The organism is Sphaerochaeta sp. UBA5836 (assembly GCF_002432845.1).
In the GTDB taxonomy this organism is placed as follows: domain Bacteria; phylum Spirochaetota; class Spirochaetia; order Sphaerochaetales; family Sphaerochaetaceae; genus Sphaerochaeta.
This window is the reverse complement of sequence record NZ_DJGW01000063.1, coordinates 1-3215: the sequence shown is the minus strand read 5'-3', so window position 1 is coordinate 3215 and position 3215 is coordinate 1. Positions and strand designations below refer to the sequence as shown.

Annotated in this window: 2 protein-coding genes; one reads left to right on the top strand and one right to left on the bottom strand. The window is 52.2% G+C overall.

The genetic code is table 11. From position 1 onward, the window contains the following. Positions 1-552: 552 nt before the first annotated feature. The gene (locus tag B3F49_RS05090) at positions 553-2685 is read left to right on the top strand and encodes a KamA family radical SAM protein (RefSeq protein WP_293895116.1); all 2133 of its coding nucleotides are present in this window, start codon (positions 553-555) and stop codon (positions 2683-2685) included. A 3-nt stretch (positions 2686-2688) separates the two neighbouring features. Here B3F49_RS05090 and B3F49_RS05085 read toward each other — a convergent pair whose 3' ends face one another. Beyond that, on the bottom strand, positions 2689-3174 hold the full coding sequence (locus B3F49_RS05085; protein WP_293895113.1) for an FUSC family protein: 486 nt from the start codon (positions 3172-3174) through the stop codon (positions 2689-2691). Between the last annotated feature and the right edge of the window lie 41 nt (positions 3175-3215).

Sequence of the window (3215 nt, the reverse complement as noted above, 5' to 3'; positions counted from 1 at the left end):
TGGTGTGAGGACTTCATGAGGAGTCCAACGATGTACGTGAACAAGCAACGGTTCTCTTGAGAAAAACCGGAAAGGGAGCGATTTCTTCTGATGCCGATTGGGATTATTGGGTTGTTGCCGTCCCTGACGATGGTAAAACCCACTCGTTCAGGATTAAGGACTTACGGGAAATTTGCAAGCATATTCCACAGACAATGTAAGGATTGATGGTTCGGTTGCGTACGAGACGAGCATGCATGAGAATCCTCTGAAGTCTGAAAGATCTGATCTTTGGTCGGAAGAGATTCATATAACAGTACCTGGCCGACTTGTTCTCTATCTCTTGGTGCAAGTCCAGGCGGTTGAAGGAAGTATAGGTTCCTACACTATCGAACATGTGATAATTGACTAATTGCAACATGATTCCCTGATTTTGTTGTATACGTGCCTGTGTCATCTTTTTGGTGTTGCATGGAGCTAAATTTGACTGATTGTATATTTTTAAGTATATATAATATAAGCAATAAGAAAGAAACCTTGACACTTGGCAAACTATCCCTGTATCTTTAGTGCATGAAAACACACGACGAACGCATTACTGAACTTGTCGCCAAGATGAAGCAAGACAACCCCGAGGTTGTCGCCCTGTTCCTTGACCAAAAGCTTGATGATGCGGCCCTCGTTGCGCACCTGCGTGAGCATTTTTCAGCTGTCATGCAACAGCATTACCCCAAGGCTTGGGCCTATTATACCAGAGAGGAGCAGACCGAACAGGACTATTACAAACTGATGAGTACCTCCATGGCATACCTTCGTATCATGGATTACCTGGACCATGAGGGCCAGGCATTCGAGGATGGAAACCTCCATGGACAGAAGGTCGTTTCCCATCCAATCGGCTTACTTCGTAGTGTCCTGCTGGGCAAAGAGTGTTCCTGCACCGTTGATTTTGTAGAGGACATGGCACACCTGCTGGCCCAACTGAGCGGTGTGGAAGAACGGGAAATCCCGCCACGAAGCAGAGTCTTGGAGTGGATGGAACGCCATCCCAGCGGCCTTGATCAAGAGGTCATTGCCTGGAGGGCAAAGAACAAGGAGCGCATCGTACAACTCTTGATCGAGCGGATCGAGGATCAGGAAAAGCCTCGGGCGTTGTATCAATTCAAGGAAGGGATGACGGCAGCCGAGAAACGCAAACAGGTGTTGCTGTGGTGGAAGGATGATCGGTTCCATTTGCATTTTGCCATCAGGAATGCCGATGATTTGAACCGCTACCTGGATTACAGCATGGATGAAAAGACCCTCGGCATCATGCGCGAAGCAGAGCGGAAAGGGATTCCCATCTTCGCCACGCCGTACTTTCTCTCCCTGATCGACACCCGCCCGCTTGAGCGTCAGGAACATCCTCACAGTGACGAAGCAATTCGCAGCTACCTCTTCTACAGCCAGGATCTGGTTGAGGAGTTCGGCTCAATCGTGGCATGGGAGAAGGAGGACATAGCAAAGCCCGGCGAGCCGAATGCCGCTGGCTGGCTGCTTCCCTCCCACAACGTTCACCGCCGCTATCCCAATGTCGCCATCTTCATTCCCGATACCATGGGAAGGGCCTGCGGAGGTCTTTGTGCCTACTGCCAGCGGATGTATGACTTCCAGGCAGGCCGCTTCAACTTTGAACTGGAGAAGCTGCGACCCAAGAGAAGCTGGAAGGACCAGCTTGAGCTGAACATGGAGTACTTCAGAAACGATCCGTATCTGTGGGACATCCTCATCACCGGCGGCGATGCATTTATGAGCTCGGTTTCATCCTTGAAAACCATTTTGGATGCCGTGCTGGTCATGGCAAAGCAGAAGATAGAGGACAACAAGGCTCGCAGCCTTGATGAACAATACGCGCCAATGAGACGGGTCCGCCTGGGGACCAAGATACCTGTGTATCTTCCACAGCGGGTAACGACCCAGCTTGCCCAGGTGCTGGCCGACTTTAAAGTGAAGGCAGGGGAGGTAGGCATCGACCAGTGTGTCGTGCAGACCCATGTCTCCTCGGCGATGGAGGTGACTCCCGAAACCAAGAAAGCAGTGCGCAGGTTGCTCGATGCCGGCTGGGCGGTCACCAACCAGGAGGTCTTCACTGTTGCAGCAAGCCGCAGGGGCCATTCGGCGAAGCTTCGCAAGGTTCTCAATGACATCGGGGTGCTTCCCTATTACAATTTCAGTGTCAAGGGCTTCAAGGAGAACCGCGAACTGTTTGCGACCAATGCCCGCAGTACGCAGGAGCAGGTCGAGGAAAGTTCCATCGGTCAAATAGCCCAACGCTACCATGCCACCATCCGCACCTTCATGCAGGACGCAGAGAAAATGGTCGAGCAGATCGACTCGATCCGCAAAGGTGATGAGATTCCTTTTATCTCCCCCGATCGCAACACCCTCAACCTCCCCGGAGTCGGCAAGAGCAATACCTACCGAACCATCGGGATCACGGAGGACGGCAGGCGCATCCTCCGCTTCGAGTTCGACCATACCAGGCCTCACAGCAAGGTGATTGAGGACATGGGGTATGTAATTGTCATTGAATCCAAATCGATAGCCTACTACCTCAACCAGCTTGCAGAAATGGGTGAGGATGTCAGCGAATACGCCACCATTTGGGGATATTCTGCAGGCAGCCTGGAGCCCAGGAGTCCTGTGTTCGAAGGAATGACCAAGTAAGCGTCAACGTTCCTTTCCAAGCAACCGCTCAACGTATTGGAAGGAGAGGGTGAGTGCCAAGCCGACCAGGCAGCCCAGCAGTACTGCTGCGATGCGCTGCAGGGCATAGGACCACATGGGCTTGCCCATCTCCTGCAGCAGTACGATGGCCAGGGCCGCCAACGCGCTTCGTGTGGAGGTGGGAATCCTGAGGATTGTGCAGACAGCTATGGTGAGCACCACCCCGACGCATAATTGTGTCAGTTGGTTGAGCGGCAAGGTGAAGCAGGACAGTCCTATCAGAGCCCCGGTGATATTTGCCTTGATTCGTGCAATAGGCAGTGAGATGGAGTTGTCCCAGTCGGGGGCCAACACCAACAAGAGGCTCACGATCGACCAGGAGAGATAGTACTGGGGAAAGGCTTTGTAGAATCCATAGCAAACTATGGTTCCGATGAGGCATTTGGTGATATAGAGCAGGAAAATGGGGTTGAAGAGCTGTCGTTTCATGCAGGCAAGTATGAAGAGGCTGTGTTTGCTCTGTCAAGGAA